General features: G+C 67.6%; 18 protein-coding genes. 13 read left to right on the top strand and 5 right to left on the bottom strand.

Features of this window, described 5'->3' with window-relative positions; all coding sequences use genetic code 11:
- Positions 1-394 precede the first annotated feature (394 nt).
- From JVH1_RS26860 to JVH1_RS26850, 3 genes are all read left to right on the top strand, one after another.
- Positions 395-1,585, top strand: coding sequence for an MFS transporter (locus JVH1_RS26860; RefSeq protein WP_009474760.1), 1,191 nt, complete (start codon positions 395-397; stop codon positions 1,583-1,585).
- 80 nt (positions 1,586-1,665) lie between these two features.
- Entirely contained in the window at positions 1,666-2,613 is a 948-nt protein-coding gene (locus JVH1_RS26855) for a TauD/TfdA family dioxygenase (protein ID WP_009474761.1), read from the top strand.
- Positions 2,614-2,622: 9 nt separating this feature from the next.
- Entirely contained in the window at positions 2,623-3,369 is a 747-nt protein-coding gene (locus JVH1_RS26850) for an SDR family NAD(P)-dependent oxidoreductase (protein WP_009474762.1), read from the top strand.
- Between the two features lie 291 nt (positions 3,370-3,660).
- On the opposite strand, the gene JVH1_RS26845 is transcribed toward JVH1_RS26850, so the two are convergent.
- Together JVH1_RS26845 and JVH1_RS26840 are read right to left on the bottom strand one after the other, a co-directional pair.
- Positions 3,661-4,845, bottom strand: a complete 1,185-nt coding sequence (locus JVH1_RS26845; protein WP_009474764.1) for an Ig-like domain-containing protein — start codon at positions 4,843-4,845, stop codon at positions 3,661-3,663.
- Positions 4,846-4,877: 32 nt separating this feature from the next.
- Positions 4,878-5,969: a UDP-N-acetylmuramate dehydrogenase gene (locus JVH1_RS26840; RefSeq protein WP_043778871.1), complete on the bottom strand. Its 1,092-nt coding sequence runs from the start codon at positions 5,967-5,969 to the stop codon at positions 4,878-4,880.
- Between the two features lie 25 nt (positions 5,970-5,994).
- Between JVH1_RS26840 and JVH1_RS26835 the strand changes: the two genes are divergently transcribed.
- The 4 genes from JVH1_RS26835 (at position 5,995) to JVH1_RS26820 (ending at position 9,748) form a co-directional block, all read left to right on the top strand.
- Positions 5,995-6,492 carry a DUF2505 domain-containing protein gene (locus JVH1_RS26835; RefSeq protein ID WP_009474766.1) on the top strand — a complete coding sequence of 166 codons (498 nt, stop codon included), beginning with the start codon at positions 5,995-5,997 and terminating at the stop codon, positions 6,490-6,492.
- 51 nt (positions 6,493-6,543) lie between these two features.
- Positions 6,544-7,044 (top strand): DUF2505 domain-containing protein, encoded by a 501-nt coding sequence (locus JVH1_RS26830; protein WP_011594926.1) that lies wholly within the window; start codon positions 6,544-6,546, stop codon positions 7,042-7,044.
- A gap of 21 nt (positions 7,045-7,065) precedes the next feature.
- A complete protein-coding gene (locus JVH1_RS26825) occupies positions 7,066-7,863 on the top strand; it encodes a hypothetical protein (RefSeq protein ID WP_009474768.1) in 798 nt (265 codons plus the stop codon).
- A 337-nt stretch (positions 7,864-8,200) separates the two neighbouring features.
- On the top strand, positions 8,201-9,748 hold the full coding sequence (locus JVH1_RS26820) for a TROVE domain-containing protein (RefSeq protein WP_009474769.1): 1,548 nt from the start codon (positions 8,201-8,203) through the stop codon (positions 9,746-9,748).
- Positions 9,749-9,766: 18 nt separating this feature from the next.
- Here JVH1_RS26820 and JVH1_RS26815 read toward each other — a convergent pair whose 3' ends face one another.
- On the bottom strand, positions 9,767-10,384 hold the full coding sequence (locus JVH1_RS26815) for a hypothetical protein (RefSeq protein WP_009474770.1): 618 nt from the start codon (positions 10,382-10,384) through the stop codon (positions 9,767-9,769).
- Between the two features lie 113 nt (positions 10,385-10,497).
- On the opposite strand from JVH1_RS26815, the gene JVH1_RS26810 reads away from it, so the two are divergent.
- Positions 10,498-11,265 carry a DUF2993 domain-containing protein gene (locus tag JVH1_RS26810; RefSeq protein WP_016882743.1) on the top strand — a complete coding sequence of 256 codons (768 nt, stop codon included), beginning with the start codon at positions 10,498-10,500 and terminating at the stop codon, positions 11,263-11,265.
- Between the two features lie 12 nt (positions 11,266-11,277).
- On the opposite strand, the gene deoC is transcribed toward JVH1_RS26810, so the two are convergent.
- On the bottom strand, positions 11,278-11,943 hold the full coding sequence (gene deoC, locus JVH1_RS26805; protein WP_009474772.1) for a deoxyribose-phosphate aldolase: 666 nt from the start codon (positions 11,941-11,943) through the stop codon (positions 11,278-11,280).
- Positions 11,944-12,000: 57 nt separating this feature from the next.
- Here deoC and JVH1_RS26800 point away from each other — a divergent pair, with 57 nt between their 5' ends.
- Positions 12,001-12,834, top strand: coding sequence for a class I SAM-dependent methyltransferase (locus JVH1_RS26800; RefSeq protein WP_009474773.1), 834 nt, complete (start codon positions 12,001-12,003; stop codon positions 12,832-12,834).
- A gap of 13 nt (positions 12,835-12,847) precedes the next feature.
- A complete protein-coding gene (gene purU / locus JVH1_RS26795) occupies positions 12,848-13,732 on the top strand; it encodes a formyltetrahydrofolate deformylase (protein WP_009474774.1) in 885 nt (294 codons plus the stop codon).
- 13 nt (positions 13,733-13,745) lie between these two features.
- On the opposite strand, the gene JVH1_RS26790 is transcribed toward purU, so the two are convergent.
- Positions 13,746-14,417, bottom strand: a complete 672-nt coding sequence (locus JVH1_RS26790; RefSeq protein WP_041812366.1) for a GntR family transcriptional regulator — start codon at positions 14,415-14,417, stop codon at positions 13,746-13,748.
- A 193-nt stretch (positions 14,418-14,610) separates the two neighbouring features.
- On the opposite strand from JVH1_RS26790, the gene JVH1_RS26785 reads away from it, so the two are divergent.
- From JVH1_RS26785 to JVH1_RS26775, 3 genes are read left to right on the top strand one after another with little or no spacing between them, the layout of a single operon-like run.
- On the top strand, positions 14,611-15,363 hold the full coding sequence (locus tag JVH1_RS26785) for an HpcH/HpaI aldolase/citrate lyase family protein (protein ID WP_009474776.1): 753 nt from the start codon (positions 14,611-14,613) through the stop codon (positions 15,361-15,363).
- Positions 15,360-16,712, top strand: coding sequence for an MFS transporter (locus tag JVH1_RS26780; protein WP_009474777.1), 1,353 nt, complete (start codon positions 15,360-15,362; stop codon positions 16,710-16,712). Before JVH1_RS26785 ends, JVH1_RS26780 begins: the two co-directional genes overlap by 4 nt.
- A gap of 1 nt (position 16,713) precedes the next feature.
- On the top strand, positions 16,714-17,514 hold the full coding sequence (locus JVH1_RS26775; protein ID WP_009474778.1) for a carbon-nitrogen hydrolase family protein: 801 nt from the start codon (positions 16,714-16,716) through the stop codon (positions 17,512-17,514).
- The last annotated feature ends 34 nt before the right edge of the window (positions 17,515-17,548 follow it).

The following is a 17,548-nucleotide window of genomic DNA, read 5'->3' as shown; positions in this document are numbered from 1 at the left end:
CAGCGACAACACAGTTCCCGCGCCAAGGGCAGCCGCGAGCCCAGCGCGGAAGTCACATAGGTGACCCGCGGAGCGGTCGACTGGCCTGAAGACATGACACGAAACTAGCAGCTTCGGTCGGTTTCACCAATCGGAGGGCGCGTCGGCGTGTGGCTCCGCGCCGCGCCACTTCCGCAGTTCCCGCCATTGCGAGGCGCCGCCTGCGGCGCACATCGGAGAGCATCACCACTCTTGATGGCAACAGTGTTTCACGACACAATACGCCGAGATACCAACCGAACGTACGGTTATAGGAGCGGGATGCCGATGTGGTCGGCTCCGCGATGACGCTGATCAGACGGCAGAGACCGCCATCCTGACCGAACAGTCGTTCGCACCATCGGAGGAAATCGACATGACCTCCACCCAGATCTCCGTGACACCCCGGGCCACCGTCCGGCCACTGAAGGTGGCCGGCGCCAGCCTCATCGGGACCGCCTTCGAGTGGTACGACTACTTCATCTACGGCATGGCCGCGGCAATCGTGTTCGGCCCGTTGTTCTTCCCGTCCTTCTCCTCCATCGCCGGGACGCTGGCCGCGTTCGCGACGTTCTCCGTCGGCTTCATCGCACGGCCGATCGGCGGCGTCGTGGTGGGCCACTTCGGTGACCGCATCGGACGCAAATCCATGCTCGTGCTGTCCCTGATGCTGATGGGCGGCGCGGTACTGATGGCCGTCGAGCACGCCCCCGCCGACAAGAAAGGCTTCTACGGGAGCTTCCCGCAGATGGGCGTGCCCGGCGGCCTGATCCTGGCCAACCTCGTGTTCCTGGGGGTCTCGACGAGCCTCAGCGAGGACGCATTCCTCTCCTGGGGCTGGCGGGTCCCGTTCCTGGCCAGCGCCGCGATGGTGCTGATGGGGCTCGTCATCCGGTTCACCATCACCGAGAGCCCCCACTTCGAGAAGGTCGAGAGCACCCACCGCGATCAACGACTGCCGATCGTCACCGTCCTGCGGGAGAACCTGCGCGAAGTGCTGCTCGCCGCGGGCGCATTCATCGGCATCAACACCGTCGGATACATCTTCATGGCGTACCTGCTGTCCTACTCGACGAAGGTCCTGGGCATGAGCAAGACACTCGTGCTCGTCTTCACCCTGATCGCCTCGTTCGTATGGCTGATCGTCATCCCCGTCGCGTCGATGCTCTCGGACCGCTACGGCCGCCGGCGACTCCTCGTCACCGGCTCGGTGGGGCCGACCTTCTGGGCGGCCGCACTGTTCCCACTGATCGACCTCGGCAACCCCGCGGTGATGATGCTCGCCCTCCTCGGCACCGCGGTGTTCATGGGCATCGTCTACGGGCCGATCGCCGCACTGTTCACCGAACTGTTCGGCGCCGAGGTCCGCTACAGCGGCGCATCCCTCGGCTATCAGATCGGGTCGGTTCTCGGCGGCGGACTCGCCCCCACAGTGGCCGCCGCGCTGTACGCGAACTGGGGCTCGTCCGCACCCATCACCCTCTACCTCACCGCGGTCACACTGCTCAGCCTGCTCTGCGTCGTCGCGATCACGCGGAAGGTCCGCGGCCCGTTGCGATCAGGGTGACGCAAAGCCTTCCGGCGACACACCGCCCGATGGTTCGGTTACGGGACTCCACACCGTCTCCGGTATCCGAAAGGCTCACCATGTCCATCGATTTCGCGCCCGAGCACGTGACAGACGCCGAGGGTTCCCCGAACGCGGCGAGCGTCGTCAAGCTCGGTGCCCACATCGGCGCCCGGATCGACGGCGTCCGGCTCGGCGGCAACCTCGACCCCGCCACCGTGTCGCTCATCCGCCAGGCCCTGCTCGAGCACAAGGTGATCTTCTTCCGTGGCCAGGAACATCTGACCGACGACTCGCAGTACGAGTTCGCGGAGCTTCTGGGTTCCCCCACCACGGCGCATCCGACCGTCACGTCGCGCGGCACCAAGGTGCTGCCCATCGACTCCGACTACGGCAAGGCCAACAGCTGGCACACCGACGTCACGTTCGTCGATCGCATCCCGAAGGCGTCGATCCTGCGCGCCGTGCAACTCCCCACGTACGGCGGATCCACCACCTGGGCGTCGGGTGTCGCCGCCTACAACGCGCTGCCCGAGCCGCTGAAGGTCCTCGCCGACAACCTGTGGGCGACGCACACCAACGTCTACGACTACGCGGCGACCAGCGCGGAACGCACGCAGGACGAGAAGTCGAAGGAGTACCGCGCCGAGTTCCAGTCCACGTACTTCGAGACGGAGCATCCGGTGGTGCGGGTGCACCCCGAGACCGGCGAGCGCACGCTGCTGCTCGGTCACTTCGTCAAGAGCCTGGTCGGTCTGAGCAGCACCCAGTCGCAGGCGCTCTTCCGGGTTCTGCAGGATCACGCGATCTCGCTCGAGTTCACGACCCGGTGGAACTGGCAGTCGGGTGACGTGGCGATCTGGGACAACCGTGCCACTCAGCACTACGCCGTCGCCGACTACGACGATCAGTACCGGCGACTCAACCGCATCACCCTGGCCGGCGACGTCCCCGTCAACATCCGGGGCGAGCGCAGCCGCAGCGTCGCCGGCGACGCAAGTGGCTACTCCGTCATCGACGAGCCCTAACATGTCGGCATGACCTTTTCACCTGACACCCGCATCGCCGTCGTCACCGGGGCGAGCTCCGGAATCGGAGAAGCCACCGCCCGCACCCTGGCCGCGCAGGGATTTCATGTGGTCATCGGGGCCCGGCGACTGGATCGTCTGGAGAAGATCGCCGAAGACATCGGCGGTACCGCGCTCGAACTCGACGTCACGGACCAGGATTCCGTGGACGCGTTCAGCGCGGTACTGCCGAGGGTCGACGTGCTCGTGAACAATGCGGGCGGCGCCAAGGGACTCGCCACCGTCGCCGAGGCCGATCTCGACGACTGGCGGTGGATGTGGGAGACCAATGTCCTGGGCACCCTTCGGATCACCAAGGCGCTGCTGCCGAAGTTGATCGAGTCGGGTGACGGTCTGATCGTCACCATCACGTCGCTGGCCGCGCTCGAGGCGTACGACAACGGTTCCGGATACACGACCGCCAAGCACGCGGAGGCCGTCCTGCACCGCACGCTGCGCGGAGAACTGCTCGGCAAGCCGGTCCGTCTCACCGAAATTGCGCCGGGCGCAGTGGAAACCGAATTCTCGCTGGTGCGTTTCGAAGGCGACCAGGAGCGTGCCGACAAGGTCTACGAGGGCATCACCCCGCTCGTCGCCGCGGATGTCGCGGACGTCGTCGGGTTCGTCGCATCGCGGCCCTCCCACGTGAATATCGACCAGATCGTCGTCAAGCCACGAGATCAGGCTTCGTCCGGGCGTTTTCACCGCACGACGTAGGCGCGTTCGCGGCGGTCCGCCGGTCCTGGTGCTCGAGCACCAGGACCACGGTCCACAGCCCCGCCACAATCGTCACGACCCCCAGCAACATCCATCCCATCCCACAGCCCCCCTGCCGATCAGCGACTTTCGACCGAAACGGACTGTCGGGGTCGTCCGTCGACCCCTCGACAGCGGACGACTCCCCACAGTTGTGTGAACCGAGAACACGGCGCCGTCGACGCGTCCTCATTCAGGTAGACGCAGCGGCCCCGGTTTCGGTTCCACCGGCTGTGAAGAAAGTTCGCTCGCCTATGCGAGGGCCGACATGGACTGCCATTCGGGCCAGCTGAGGGCCCAGTCGTAGATGTCGCCGTCAGCGGCCGAGAGGTCGATGGACGTCCCGGTCACCTCGACGGGATCGCCGTACATCGCGGTGCCGAAGTACTGCTGGGCGTCCCCGAGGGACAGGTTGATGCAGCCGTTGGTGACGTTCGACGAACCCTGGACGCCGATGGTCTCGGGATTCGCGTGGATGAACTCGCCGTTGTTGGAGATGCGGACCGCCCAGCGCTCGCGCACGTTCTCGTAGAACGGCGGGTTGGACATGAGGAAGTCCTCGTGCTTCTCGGTCACCATGTGGATGCCGCTGCGAGTGACGTTGCGGGCCTCGTTGCCTTCGCCGTAGCTGACGGGGATGTCCATGATGGTCTCGCCGCCGCGCACCACCTGCATGCGGTGGCTGGGCGCGTTCGCGATCACGATCTGGCTGCGACCGACGGTGAAGTTCAGCGACAGATCCTCCGCGCCGTACGCGCCGCCGCCGAAGTCCAGTCCGTACAGCCGGGCGTCGAGGCTCACGGTGGTGCCGGGTGCCCAGTAGTTCTGCGGACGCCAGTGCGCGCGCGACCCGTTGTCGTCGGGCAGCCACGCCCACGAGCCGGGTGTGGGCGGGTTGGTCGTGACGGTCATCGCCTTCTCGACCGCCGCCTTGTCCTCGACGGACTCGTGGAACTGGACGATGATCGGGGCGGCGATGCCGACTTCCTGACCGTCGGCGATGTTGAGTGTGGCGCCGATCGTCTCGTCGGGCTCGACCGTGGTGAAGCTGCCGTCGACGGCGACGGACTTGCCGTCCGTGCCGAGCGCCGTGCCCTTCCACGTGTACGTGTTGCCGTAGCCCAGCGCCTCCCCGACGGTGAACGTGGTCCGGTCGGGTGACAGCACACCCTGCACGGCACGCCCCTCGGCGTTGACGAGGGAGATGTCGGTGAACGTGCCCTGCGACGCGGTTGCGGAGATCGGCGCCACCGGATTGACGTCCTCGGTGCCCGACGCCGGATTCTGGGTGACCTCGACTGCCGGTTCGGGCGGCGCGGTGGCGGTTCCCGACTCGGAGCCGGCCGTGCATCCGGTCAGCAAAACGAGAAACGCGATCAGCGCCGTCGCGATCAACGCGACGCGCGACCGACTTGTCCGAGAACCCAGTTCATGCACAGCTAACAGGTTACCTGCGCTACGGACCTGTCTCAGATCGCGCAGCCCACCGTCACCGGTTCGGGTTCGAGCCGGACACCGAACGCCGACTGGACGCCGTCCCGGACATCGCGAGCCAATGCCAGCAGGTCCTCGCTCTTCGCAGCACCTCGATTGGTCAACGCAAGGGTGTGCTTGGTCGACAGCCGCGCGACAGCGTTCTCGCCGGGATACCCCTTCGAGAAGCCGGCCCGCTCGATCAGCCACCCCGCAGACAACTTGGTTCCGCCGTCGGCCGGGTACCGGGGAACGGCGACGTCGCCGAGGCGGGTCTCGATTGCTGCGAGAACATCCGCCAACTCCCCGTCGGGCACGACGGGGTTGGTGAAGAAGGAGCCCGCGCTCCAGGTGTCGTGATCGTCGGGATCCAGGACCATGCCCTTGCCCCGCCGCAGGTCCAGCACGGCGTCGCGGACCTGCGCCGACGGCAACCTGTCGCCCTCGGCACTATCGAGCGCGGAGACCAGTTCGCGGTAGCGCAGCGGCTCGCCGAGTCCGTCGGGGTGCACGGTCAGTTCCACGGCCAGCACCAGGGCGGCGTCGGAGTGCTTGAGGACGCTCGTGCGGTAACCGAGACCGAGGGCGTCGGGTTCGACCCAGCGCGCCTCACCGGTGCGTCGATCGAGGAGGTGGACCCGCCGCAGCATCGACCCCACCTCGACGCCGTACGCGCCCACGTTCTGCACCGGGGTGGCACCGGTCGACCCGGGAATCCCCGACAGGCATTCGAGCCCGCCCAGCTCGGCGGCGACGGTCTGCGCGACCACCTGATCCCACTCGGCGCCCGCCTCGGCAGTGACGAATCCCTCCTCCAGTCCGACGGTGGTGTTGCACACACGCACGACCACACCGTCGAATCCGTCGTCCCCGACCACCAGATTGGAGCCGCCGGCGAGGATCAGTGTCGGGATGTGCGCGGCGTCGAGGAGACGCACCACGTCGACGAGGACCTGCGTGGTCGGGCACTCCGCCACGATCCGCGCCGGCCCGCCCACGCGCAGCGTGGTCATCCCCGACAGTTCGAGGTTCTCGGTCGCGTGTGCGCCCGAATCGACGAGTTGACTGACAATGCTCACGTCCCACACAACCGCAAACGGTAGCCTGCGGATCGTGAGTCGCCGCATCGAGCATTCGTCGTCCTATGCGTTTCCCGTCGCCCAGGTCCATGCGGGCCTGATCACCGCGCAGTACTGGCGCGACCGTCTCGACCGGGTGGGAGGACCGGGGGCAACCCTGGACGAGGTCACGACCGGCCCCGGCACCATCTCGGTGGCCATGTCGCAGTCGATCCCCGCCGAGCACCTGCCCAGCATCGTCTCGAAGGTCCGTTCCGGCGATCTCGTGATCAAGCGCACGGAGACGTGGGGCACGCTCGACGGCGATCACGCCGAGGGCACGTTCACGGCCGAGGTCGTGGGTGCGCCTGCGACGATCTCCGGGACCCAGACGCTGACGGAGGACGGTTCCCGGTCGAAAGTGCAGGTCGAAGGCAAGGCCGACGTCAGGATCCCCCTGATCGGCGGCAAAATCGAGAGCGCGATCGCGGACGAGGTCCTCCGGCTGATCGCGAAGGAGCAGGAGTTCACGGAGCAGTGGCTCCAGGGCTGACCTGGGGCGGGTGTCCATTGCGTTCCGTCACAGCCGGTAACCTTGGCGATCATGGCTCGCCGCATCGACTACTCAGCCCGCTACAAGCACACCCCGAAAGAGGTGTACAACGCGTTCACCAACCGTGACTACTGGGATGCGCGCATCGAGGAGATGCGGAAGTACTCCGAGAATCACATCGAGCACTTCGAGGTGAACGACGACGGGATCGACATCGTCCTGCACCACATCCTGCCGCGGTCGGAACTTCCCGAGATCGCGCAGACCGTGATGAAGAAGGACATGGTCATCACGCGCAAGGAGTCGTACACGCCCTTCGGTGAGCCGACCACGGGCACGTACGAGGCGTCGATCCCCGCAGGCCCGGGCAGCCTCACGGGCACCATGAAACTGTTCGCCACCGAGACGGGCTGCACGTTCCGCACCTCGTCCGAGGCCAAGGTGTATCTGCCGTTCATCGGCGGGAAGCTCGAACAGCTGATGCTCGTCAACCTGATCGACCTCTTCCGCGCCGAGGCCGAGATCACCGAAACGTGGTTGTCGCAGCACTAGCAACCACCGCACGGATTTCCCATGACTTCAGCGACGCTGAAGCGGCCTCACGGTGTCATCACCCGGGGTACGACAGGCATCAATCGGCTGCGACGCAGCGACCGCTGGCTCGTCCACGACGCGCTGGTGCGCCGCACGCTGCACGCGTCCGCCGACCCGCTCGTCGTCGACCTCGGGTACGGCGCACGGCCGCACACCACGTTCGAGCTCGCCGACCGGTTGACCGCCGTGCGCGGCGACCGCCGGGTGGTCGGGCTCGAGATCGATCCCGAGCGTGTGGTCGAGAGCAGGAACGGAGTGAGTTTCGCCCGCGGCGGGTTCGAGCTCTCCGGACTGCGACCCGTCCTGGTCCGCGCGTTCAACGTGCTGCGGCAGTATCCCGAGGATGCGGTCGGGCCTGCCTGGGCGCGGATGCAGTCCGGGCTCGCACCGGGCGGGCTGATCGTCGACGGCACATGTGACGAGTTGGGCCGCCGCTGCGCGTGGGTGCTGCTCGACGCCACCCGCCCGCTGTCGCTGACGCTGGCGTGGGATCCGTTCGCCGTGGAGAAGCCGTCGGACATCGCCGAACGGCTACCCAAGGCGCTGATCCATCGCAACGTCCCGGGTGAACCGGTCCACGCCCTCCTCGCGGCAGCGGATCGTGCGTGGGCCACCGCGGCGCCGCACGGCTCGTTCGGACCGCGGGTGCGGTGGCGGGCCGCCCTCGAACTGCTGCGCGCGCAGGGACTTCCCGTGCAGCCCCAGCGCCGCCGGCTCCGCGACAACATCCTCACCGTTCCGTGGCACCTGGTGGCGCCCGGTTCCGGCACGAATTAATTCACGCGACATCCCCCGCAGCGCGCCGTAGAGTCACGTCACGAAACATGTTGTGCCGGTGCGCAGGCGAGGACTACTTCGACTGTGGATCGCGTGGTCGCCGGTTCGAATCCGGTCAGGGACGCAGGTCCCTGTAGCTCAGTGGTAGAGCGCGTCCGTGCCTCCGCCGACTCCGAACTCGGCACGACATGTGTGCGCGCCACCCGGTGCGTAGACGACGGATACTTCTCTGGCGAAGTGCGCAAGCACGCGGTTCGACTCCGCACCCCGTCGTCGCCTCGATCTCGGGTGGCGCGCACTCCACGAGCACCGACACCTCCCGGAAGGAGGAACACCCATGAGCAAGTTAAACCTGAAGACGCTGCGCCGCACCAAGGTACAGAGCCCCGTCACGTCGGAAACGCAACCGGCCGGCCGCACGTTCGAGGGCGGCAGCGGCTACGCCCACGACGCGAAGAGCGAGCTGTTCCTCCTCGCCGTCACCAACATGGTGGGTGAGCACACGTTCTACGAGTCGGCTCCGGACCGTGACGGCCGGTTCGTCGAGCTCGTCCACGAGGTCACGCTGTCGGACCCGGAGTGGACCGCCCGCCTGATCGGGTGGCTGCGCCGCGACGCACATCTGCGTTCGGCGTCGGTGGTGGCCGCGGCCGAGTTCGTCCGGGCCCGGCTGGGCGCCGGTCTGCACGGCGGCAACCGCGCCGTGATCTCGTCGGCGCTGGATCGGGCCGACGAGCCGGGTGAGATCCTCGCCTACTGGATTGCGCGCCACGGTCGTTCGATCCCGAAGCCGGTCAAGCGCGGTGTCGCCGATGCCGCTGTCCGCCTGTACTCGGAACGCTCACTGCTGAAGTGGGATTCCGACTCGAGGGACGTCCGCTTCGGCGACGTCCTCGAGCTCACCCACGCGTCGCCGTCGGCGACGTGGCAGGGCGAGCTGTTCCGGCACGCGATCGACCGCCGGCAGGGACGCGAGAACACGATCCCCACCGGCCTGCGGATGCTCACGGAACGGGCGGCGCTGGCGGCACTCCCGCCGGAGGACCGGCGTGCCGTCCTCCGGACCCCGGAGCGGCTGTCCGCGGCCGGCATGACGTGGGAGTCGCTCGCCGGCTGGCTGCAGGGACCGATGGATGCGGCGGCGTGGCAGGCGGTGATCCCGTCCATGGGATACATGGCGCTTCTTCGCAACCTGAGGAACTTCGACGAGGCCGGAATCCCCGACCACGTCGCGGAACAGGTAGCGGCCCGGATCGCTGATCCGGGGGAGGTCGCGAAGTCGCGGCAGCTCCCGATGCGGTTCCTCGCGGCCTACCGGAACGCGCCGAGCCTGCGGTGGGGACATGCACTCGAGCGTGCACTCGGGGCTTCGCTGTCGGCGGTCCCCTCGCTGCCCGGCCGCACCCTGGTGCTCGTCGACCGGTCCGGATCGATGTTCTACAGCCGCGTCTCGGCGCGGTCGGAACTGACGCGGGCGGACGCGGCCGCGGTGTTCGGCACCGTACTGGCGGCGCGCGCCGAGCGGGCCAACCTGGTCGAGTTCGGCTCGGACAGCCGGTTCGTGCCGTTCAAGCACCAGCCGGCGCTGAGGGTCGTCGACAGTTTCGGGGACCTGGGCGGCACGGACACGGCGTCGGCGGTGCGCAAGCACTACCGCGACCACGATCGCGTCGTCATCGTCACCGACGAGCAGGCGGCGTGGGGCGATCCGACGCGGCACGTCCCGGCCGACGTCCCCGTGTACACGTGGAACGTGGCGGGCTACCGCCACGGACACGGGCCGACGGGGTCCGCGAACCGCCACACGTTCGGCGGACTGTCGGACGCGGGATTCTCGATGATCCCGCTCCTGGAGGGCACCCGGAACGGCGAGTGGCCGTTCTGATCCCGGAGCGGTGATCCGTCAGGTGCAGGTGGCCAGTGCGTGTTCGACGCGCTGCGCCACCTGCGCCGGCAGGGATCCGCACTCCCCGTGCAATGCGCGCGCATTCAGTCGCCCGATCGCAACGCCGTCGGCGACCACCTCGTCGAGCAGTTCCTGCGAGATGCCGCTCGCGGCGAGGTCGAGTGCCGTGCACAGCGGCGTGGTGATTCGCAGGGGGCCGACCTGCTCGCAGTCCTCCGGGCGGAGCGAACGCCGGTGCAGCGCCAGCTGCTGCGTCGGCGAAGGCGGTGACAGCACCGTCGAGAGGTGGATGAACCGCGGGTACAGATGCCCGAGGCCGTGAAGTTCGGCGGCACTCTGGTGGGAGACCGCGGCGGCGGCACCGAACCAGGTGCACCACTTCGCGAACTCCTCGAGATCGGAGTGCGGGCAATCCTTCAAGCGGAACAGATCTCGCTCGACCTTGACCCACGAGCCGTCGGCGACGCGCTCATCGATCTCGTCGGAGGCGAAACCGAGGCGCAGCACCTGCGCAGTGGTGAAGAAACCCGCCTGAGCCGTCGCGACGCGTGTCAGCTCTTCACCGACACCTTCGCGCTCCGGGTCACCGGGACGTGGAGCCAACCATCCGGACATTCCCCTAGATTACTGGGCGTTTGTGGCACGCATCACAATTTCTGCGGATCTCGGCGACCCGCCGCGGGCGCATTCACAGAATTTGTTCAGAGTTGTCGGGAAGAATCCGTGTAATGGCAGCCCGAACGAACTCCGCACCCCGAAGTAACCGTGTGCTCGTCATCTCTCTTGTCGTCATCGCCGCGCTCGTGGCCGTCCTCGTCGGCGGCGAACTCTACGTGCGCAACAGAGTGAAGACCTGCATGGCAGACCAGTTCGAGAGCCAACTCGGCTCGCAGGTGGACGTGGGGCTGAGCTGGAAGCCGGTCCTGCTCCAGTCGGTCGACAAGAACGTCCCGTACATCACCATCGACAGCGACGACACCAAGTTCGGCCCCGCCCAGGGAATGCAGGTGCACGCTCAGGTCAACGACATCCGGATCGAGAACACCGCGGACAGCAGCGGCACCATCGGCAGTTCCGACGCGGACATCACCTGGTCCACCGCGGGAATCCTCGCGACGCTGCAGCAGCAGGCATTCGGCTCGCTCATCAGCGGTGTCACAGCCGATTCGAGCGCGGGAACCCTGAGGTTCTCCGTCGGCCCGGCCGGGCTCGCGGACCTGACCGTCAAACCGGAGGTCGTGAACGGGACCGTGAAGGTGGAGACGGTGGGTGCGGAGATCCTCGGTTTCGGTCTTCCCACCGACCTGGTGGACGGGGTCGTCCAGACCCTGACCTCGAGCCTGCAGACCTACCCGCTGGGCATGCAGCCGACGTCGTTGAAGGTCACCGACGACGCCATCGAGATCACCCTCGAGGGTGGCGCCTACACGATGCCTGCCGCCGGCAGCCAGCAACAGCAGCAGGAACAGCAGAGCAGCTGCGGCCTCCTGGTCTGATCGACCGTCGGGTCAGTCGGGCAGCCCGTCCAGGACGGCACGGGTACCCGACAGTCCCAGCCGCGTCGCACCGGCCGCGATCATGTCGAGCGCGGCCTGTGCGGTGCGGATCCCGCCGCTCGCCTTCACGCCGATCCGCCCGCCGACGGTCTGCGCCATCAGCCGCACCGCCTCCACGGTCGCTCCCCCGGCAGGATGGAATCCGGTGGACGTCTTCACGAAGTTCGCCCCGGCCCGCTCGGCGGCCCGGCACGCTTCCACGATCGCCTCGTCGCTGAGCGCGGCGGTCTCGAGGATCACCTTCAGGACCGTGTGGTCGCCGACTGCCTCGCGGACGGTGAGGACGTCGGCCAGCACCGCGTTGAAGTCGCCGGCCACGGCGGCCCCGATGTCGATCACCATGTCGATCTCCTGCGCGCCCTGGTCCACGGCGAGCCGGGCCTCGGCCCCCTTGACCAGCGAGTGGTGCTTGCCCGACGGGAACCCGACCACCGCCGCAGTCACCAGACCCGGCGCCTTGACCGGCAGCATCGACGGCGACACGCAGACGGCGAGCACACCGAGCGAGCGCGCCTCGGCAATCAGCGCCGTCACGTCGTCGGTGGTGGCCTCGGGCTTGAGGAGCGTGTGGTCGACGAGGTCGGCCACCTGGGAGCGGGTCAGTGCAACGTCGGACATACCTGTGAGCTTCGCACAATGGCTTCCAGGGCTTGCGGCACGGCCTAGCATCGCCGTATGAGTGATCCGGGATCGATCTTCGACGAGGCGCGGCTGGAGTTCGACCGGCTGACGACGGCCGTGTGGACGCCGGCCGGGCAGTCACTCGCCTTCCAGCTCGGGCTGCGTCCCGGCGACGCCGTCCTCGACGTGTGCTGCGGCGCAGGGTCTTCGGCGCTCCCCGCAGCCACCGCCGTGGGTCCGTCGGGCCTCGTCCACGGCGTCGACCTGGCCGACGAATTGCTCGAGCAGGGGCGGGTGAAGGCGTCGGAGCGCGGATTGCAGAACATCGAGTTCGTCTGCGCGGACGCCACCACCTGGGAGCCGCCGAGCACCGTCCCGGAGGCGGGTTACGACGCGCTCGCCTGCTCGTACGGCGTGTTCTTCCTGCCCCACATGGATGCCGCGTTCACCCGGCTCGCCGGCCTCGTCCGGCCGGGCGGCAAGGTCGGGATCACGGTGTGGCGGCGGGGCGCGTTGCGCGACTTCGCGAGCGCGTTCCAGGACGCCGTGGCCCGGCACCGGGAACCCGAGCCCGAACCGGCCGGGTCGCCGTTCGATCCACTCGAACGCATCGACACCCCGGACGCGCTCCACCAGTGGCTGGGCGAGCTGGGCGCGCACTCGACCGAGGTACGGGAGCTGTCCAACATCATTCCCGCCACCCCCGAGTTCGCCTGGGACCTCGTCCTGGGTGGGAACTTCCGTCGCGCGCTCGCCCCGTTCGATGCCGGGACGGTCGAGCAGATTCGTCTCGATCTCCTGCAGCTGCTCACCGAACGCGCGATTCACGACATCGACGCCGGCACCCTCGTCGGCACCGCCGTGGTGAACGGCCGGAGCCCGACCTGAAAGACTGTTGCCCATGAGCGCTGCTTCGACCGAGGACCACCGGTACGTTCTTTCTCTCGGCTGCCCCGACCGCACCGGCATCGTCGCCCGGATCTCGACGTTCCTCGCCGAGGTCGGCGGCTGGATCGTCGAGGCGGCGTACCACGCCGACGCCGACACCGGCTGGTTCTTCACCCGGCAGGCTGTGCGCGCATCCTCGGTCGACATGTCGATCGAGGAACTCCGGGAGCGCTTCGCGGCCGTCGCCGCCGAACTCGGCCCCGAGACCGAATGGACCGTGTCCGACACAGGTGAGCGCAAGCGGGTGGTGCTGTTGGTGAGCAAGGAGGCGCACTGCCTCCACGACCTGCTCGGGCGCGCGGCCGGAGGCGAGTTGCCCGCCGACATCTGTGCAGTGATCGGCAACCACCGCGACCTGGAAACCGTCACCAGGCAGCACGGCATCGACTTCCATCACGTCCCGTTCCCGAAGGATCCCGCCGAACGCGGACCCGCGTTCGAGCAGGTGCGTGAACTGGTCGACGCCCACGACCCCGATGCCGTCGTGCTGGCGCGTTTCATGCAGGTGCTGCCCTCGGAACTGTGCGAGCACTGGGCCGGCCGGGCGATCAACATCCACCACAGCTTCCTGCCGTCCTTCGTCGGCGCCCGCCCGTACCACCAGGCATTCGCCCGCGGTGTGAAGCTGATCGGCGCCACCTGCCACTACGTGACGGCCGAACTCGATGCGGGCCCCATCATCGAGCAGGACGTGATCCGCGTCGACCACGCCGACGAGGTCGCGGACATGGTCCGGCAGGGTCGCGACATCGAAAAGCTCGTGCTGTCCCGCGGTCTGCGCTGGCATCTCGAGGACCGCGTCCTCGTCCACGGCCGTAAGACGGTGGTGTTCAGCTAGATTCGTCGTCCCGCTACTGGGACGGCAGCAACGCCAGCACCTCCGGGACTGGCCGCAGGTGGGCGGTGAGAATCTCCAGCGCCTGGTCGGCGTCGACGGCGTCGAGTGCGGCGACGAGCGCCCGGTGCTGCGCGTTGATGGTGTCGAGCCGCTGGGGTCCGACGTTCAGCGCGCGGACGGCGACGCGTTGCTGCCGCGACCGCAGCGAATCGTAGAGTTCGGTGAGCACCGAGTTCTGCGCTGCGCTGACCATGGTCAGGTGGAATTCGCGGTCGAGGCCGGACACCGCGAACCAGTCCTGTTCGCGGCCCGCGGCTTCCATCGGCTCGATCAGATCGACCATGTGCGCGGGTGCGCCGACTCCCCGCGCGCACAGGGTGGACACCGCGTGGCCTTCGATCAGCAGCCGGGTCTGGTAGACCTCTTCGAGTTCGCGACCGGTGACCGTGCGCACCTGCGCACCCTTGCGCGGAAGCAGCGTGATGAACCGTTCGGCGGCGAGCCGGTGAAACGCTTCTCGCACCGGGGTGCGTGAGACTCCCATCGTCCCGGAGACCCAGAGCTCGTCGAGGAATCGGCCGCCTTCGATGGACCCGCGGATGATCTCGTCCCGCAGCCAGACGTAGACCCGATCTCGTGCCGGTCCGGATTCACCGGCGGGCCCGGCGAGCGTCGATGCCGACATCTCGATCCCTTCGTTGAACGGTCCATCGGATTGACGGACTCGTAACAAATTGATCATACAAGCTATGGACACACCAAGTATTCTCTGTGTATACATGACATATACAGAGCGAATGTGGGAGCGGTCACAGCGCAGTGACCGCCGAGAGCCACCCGCTTCCGGCAAGTGACCCCCGAAAAAGGAGACCACCAGCATGTACAGCACCCCCGCCGATCGGCGTTACGCGATCTGGCTGTCCGACCCGAGCTTCGCCGCAGCGGAGATCGCGCGCGGCATCGGCTACGGCGCCGTGGTCCTCGACATCGAGCACGGATCCTTCGACCTCGCAGATCTCGAACGGTTCATCCCGTTCCTGCGCAGCCTCGGCATGGAGGTCCTGGCCAAGGTGCTCGGACCCGAACGCGGGCCCATCCAGCAGGCGCTGGACTTCGGCGCGACGGCTGTCGTCATCCCCCACATCGAGAATGCCGCTCACGCAAAGGAAGTCACGGCATTCGCGAAATTCCCGCCACTCGGCGACCGGAGTTTCGCGGGCGGCCGCACCACCAACTACGGCGGTTTCACCGACGAGTGGGTCACGGAGCAGGACACGTTCACCCGGTGCTACCCGATGATCGAGGACGCCGGAGCGATCGAGAACATCGCCGAGATCCTGGCACTCGACACCGTCGACGGCGTGTTCGTCGGACCGTCCGACCTCTCCCTCCGCCGCGAACGCGGGGCATACTCACGCGAAGAGGGTGACTTCACCGACCTCGCCGCGGTGGCCACGGCCGCCGCCGAGGCGGGCAAGCCCTGGGTGCTCCCGGCATGGAGCGTCGAAGAGAAGGAGTTCGCGGTGCAGCACGGGGCCGACCAGATGGCGCTGATCATGCAGCACGGCGCACTCGCCGCAGGATTTGCGGCACCGTTCGAGCAGATCAAGCAGATCAGGGAGTCACGATGACGACCCAGACGTCGGGACCGGTATCCCCCGACAGCGCAGAAGCGGCGGCCCACCCCAAGGTGGGCCGTGCCCGGTGGACCATCGCCGGCGTTCTCGGCGTCGGAATGTTCGTCAACTACATCGACCGCGTCAACCTCTCGATCGCCGCCCCGGAGATCATGCGCGACTTCGAGATCAGTGCGTCGCAGATGGGCATGGTGTCCTCGGCATTCCTCTGGACGTACGCGATGCTCCAGATGCCGATCGGATCGTTCATCGACAAGATCGGCGTCCGGTGGGTCAACCGGGCGGCGGCGTTCCTGTGGGCGGTCGCCTCGTTCGCGTCCGCCGCCGCGGGTGGTCTCGGCATGCTGCTCGTCGCCCGTCTGGTCCTCGGCGTCGGCGAGGCGCCGACCGTGCCCGCGGGCTGGAAGGCCATCGGTCAGTGGTTCCCCCGGCAGGAGCGTGGCACCGCCACGGCCATCTTCGACGGGTGCGCGAAGATCTCCAACGTGATCGGCATCCCGATCATGGCATTCCTCGTCACCACGTTCAGCTGGCACGCGGCGTTCATCTTCACCGGCATCCTGTCCGTCGGCTACCTGGCCGTGTGGTGGCTGCTCTACCTCACCCCGAAACAGGCTCTCGCCAAGGGCCGCCTCAGCCAGGCGGAGTTCGACTTCATCCGGGCCGGCGGCGCGGAGGACGAAGACGCCGAGACGGCCGGGTCGCTCAACGGACTGGGTTACCTGCTGCGCCGGCGCAAGACATGGGGCCTGGCGCTCGGCTACGCGTCGTACACCTACGCCTATTACGTCCTGCTCACCTGGCTGCCGGCCTATCTGGAGAAGCAGTTCGGGGTGAACCTGCTCAAGGGCGGCATCTACACGATGATTCCGTGGCTCGTCGCCGTCATCGCGCAGTTCCTCATCGCGGGCATCCTGATGGACCGATGGCTGGCTCGGACCGGCGACGTCACCAAGGTACGCCGAACCGTGCTGGTGGTCAGCCTGCTCGCGTCCCTCGCGGTGACGGGCGCAGCGTACGCGGGATCGATCGCCGTCGCGCTGATCTTCCTGTCGATCGGCGCAGCCGGACTGGCCGTGTCCGTTCCCGCCGGTTCCAGCATCGTCGCCCTGATCGCCCCGCAGGGGTACACCGGATCGCTCGGCGGAATAGTCAACTTCGTCGCCAATCTCCTCGGGATCGCGGCGCCCATCGTGACCGGCATGGTGGTCGACTCCACGGGCTCGTTCGCGGGGGCCTTCCTCGCGACCGGAGCGGTCTTGATCGGCGGAATCTTCTGTTACACCGTGGTGCTCGGCAAGATCGAACGGATGCCCGCACCCGTCACTTCGGAAAGGCACTGACATGGTCGACATCGCAATCGCACAATTCGCACCGGGTTCGGACAAGCAGGACAACCTCGGCCGGATCGCGAAGTTCGCCGAGGAGGCGGCGGCAGGCGGCGCCCGGGTACTTGCAGCACCCGAATACGCGATGTTCACGGTCCCGACGATGGACGAGCGGTTCGTGGACTCCGCGGAATCCCTCGACGGCGAGTTCGTCACCGGGCTCCGCGAGATCGCCGCCCGGCACCGGCTGACCCTCGTCGCGGGGATCAACGAAGCGATCCCGGGCGAGCGCCGCATCTTCAACACCCTCCTCGCGGTCGCCCCCGACGGCAGTATCGCCGCCGCGTATCGGAAGCTGCACCTGTACGACGCATTCGGTTACAAGGAGTCGGACTTCGTGCAGGCCGGCTCGATCGGCGAACCCGAGACGTTCACCGTCGACGGCGTCACCTTCGGCATGCAGACGTGTTACGACCTGCGGTTCCCGGAGGTCACCCGGCGCATCGTCGACACGGGCGCGGACGTCCTGGTCCTGCCCGCCGAGTGGGTGCCCGGCCCGCTCAAGGAAGACCACTGGACCACGCTGGTCCGCGCCCGGGCCATCGAGAACACCATCTACGTCGCCGCGGCCGATCAGAGCGCCCCGGCCGGTTCGGGTGCGTCGATGATCGTGGATCCCATGGGGGTGGTGATCGCGTCCCTCGGTGAACGGGTCGGGATCGCGATCGGCACCGTCTCCCCCGAGCGCATCGCAGAGGTCCGCGCCAAGAACCCGGCGCTGTCGCTGCGCCGCTTCGGTGTGGTCGCCAACCAGTAGATTCCGACGAATTGTTCAGGCTCACAGGCTATTG

Origin of the sequence: Rhodococcus sp. JVH1 (assembly GCF_000280725.2) — a bacterium.
Classification (GTDB): domain Bacteria; phylum Actinomycetota; class Actinomycetes; order Mycobacteriales; family Mycobacteriaceae; genus Rhodococcus_F; species Rhodococcus_F jostii_A.
Note: the sequence above shows the minus strand (reverse complement) of the source record. Positions and strands in the feature narration are given on the sequence as shown.